This window comes from Streptomyces sp. MS191, assembly GCF_008042125.1.
Classification (GTDB): domain Bacteria; phylum Actinomycetota; class Actinomycetes; order Streptomycetales; family Streptomycetaceae; genus Streptomyces.
The window spans coordinates 1-1614 of the sequence record NZ_RDBI01000260.1 but is presented as its reverse complement, the minus strand read 5'-3'; the positions used below and the strand labels follow the sequence as shown (position 1 = coordinate 1614).

Genomic DNA, 1614 nt, shown 5'->3' with positions numbered 1-1614 from the left:
CGGGCCACACGGCGGCCCGCCCGGCCGAGTGCCTTCGGGGCCGCGCGATGCACCGCTCCCTCAGCCGTCGTCGCATCCCGATTCCAGCGGCCACCCGCTCCACCCCCGCACAGTCGGCTCCCCGCCCCAGGCTACGCACCGGAGCACCAACACGTCTGCGCAACAGGTGAGTTGGAGTGACGCGTCGGGATCTCAGGGCACCGGAACCACAGCAGGGGCGGGGGGTGCGGTCGCCAGGTCCGTCCGCGTGCCCCGGGGGCGCCCCGGCACCAGGGACCGCCCCGCCGGCAGGAGCTGCGGGCGGGGCATCTGCCGAGCGGACCGCAGCGACCGCACCCCGGCCTCCGCCGTGSGCAGGAAGCGCCCCCCACAGCCGCGGATCTGGTCGCGCGAGAGGCGGGCACGCTGACCGCCGCCGGCGATCAGCGCGTTGACCGAGGTCATCGGGTCGGCCCCCACCGACCTGGCGAGCAGCGCGCCGACGACCAGCGGGCCGAGCGCCACGGCGAGCGCCGATCCGGTGACGGTGACGTGCTGCATGCGGCGGAGCCGCCGGTCTTCCGAGGTCATGGCCCTATTCGACCAGCCGGGTCCGGCACCGGGCATCGGTCGGCGTACTCATGGACGTACTCATCCGACCGGGACGCACGTACTCAGTGCCGGCCGGCCCGGCCCCGAGGGGGCGGGCCTGTCTCCTCCGTCCCGGCGCCCCCCTCGAACAGTGTTCCGCGGGAACGATTCTTCGGCGATCCTCGGGGGAAGCCCCCGGGCGATCCCCGGCACTTCGCGAAAGGGAGACCGTGACCCCTGCGCTCTCTGAGATCCCCGCCCCCCTGACCTCCGACGCGCCGTCCGTCCTGGTGGTCCAGCACGAGGACGACGCCGGCCCCGGCCTGGTAGGCGACCGGCTCGGGCGGACCGGTGTCCACCTCGACGTGGTCCATCCCTGGCGGGGCGAGTGCCTGCCCGGCACGCTCGGCGGGTACGCCGGTCTGCTGGTCCTCGGCGGCTCCGCCAACTGCGAGGACGACGAGGCGGCCCCGTGGCTCCCGCGGGTGCGCGACCTGATCCGGCAGGCGGTCGCCGAGGACGTACCGCTGCTCGCGATCTGTCTCGGCGGGCAGCTCCTCGCCCACACCCTCGGTGGCACGGTGGTGCGGCGCCCGCGGGGGCCCGAAGTGGGCGCCGTTCCACTCCGCCGCCTCCCCGCGGCCGAGGGGGACCCGCTGTTCGCCCGGGTCCCGGAGGGCGCGCCGGCCGCGCAGTGGCACTGGGACGAGGTGGCACGGCTCCCGGCGGACGCGGTGCCCTTGCTCACCGGTGACGCCTGCCGCCACCAGGCCTTCCGGGTCGGCGCGGCCGCGTGGGGCGTGCAGTTCCACCCCGAGGTCCTGGCCGCCACGACGGCCGACTGGGCCGCGTCCGACGGTCCCGCCGTACGGAAGGCGGGTGGCGACCCGGACGCGGCCGTCGCCTCCGTCCGGTCGGCGGAGCCCGAACTGCGGGCCGTGTGGGGGGCCGTGGCCGAGGCGTGGGGAACGGTCGTCCGCGCCCGGGTGCGGCCCGCCACGACGGTGCGGTAGGCGGCGGAGTGGAACGGCGCCCACTTCGGGC

2 protein-coding genes are annotated in these 1614 nt (G+C 76.4%); one reads left to right on the top strand and one right to left on the bottom strand.

The window, feature by feature from the left end; genetic code table 11:
• Positions 1 to 192: 192 nt before the first annotated feature.
• Positions 193 to 570, bottom strand: a complete 378-nt coding sequence (locus EAO71_RS39595) for a hypothetical protein (RefSeq protein ID WP_261992546.1) — start codon at positions 568 to 570, stop codon at positions 193 to 195.
• Between the two features lie 230 nt (positions 571 to 800).
• On the opposite strand from EAO71_RS39595, the gene EAO71_RS37340 reads away from it, so the two are divergent.
• Positions 801 to 1583 (top strand): type 1 glutamine amidotransferase, encoded by a 783-nt coding sequence (locus EAO71_RS37340; RefSeq protein WP_261992545.1) that lies wholly within the window; start codon positions 801 to 803, stop codon positions 1581 to 1583.
• The last annotated feature ends 31 nt before the right edge of the window (positions 1584 to 1614 follow it).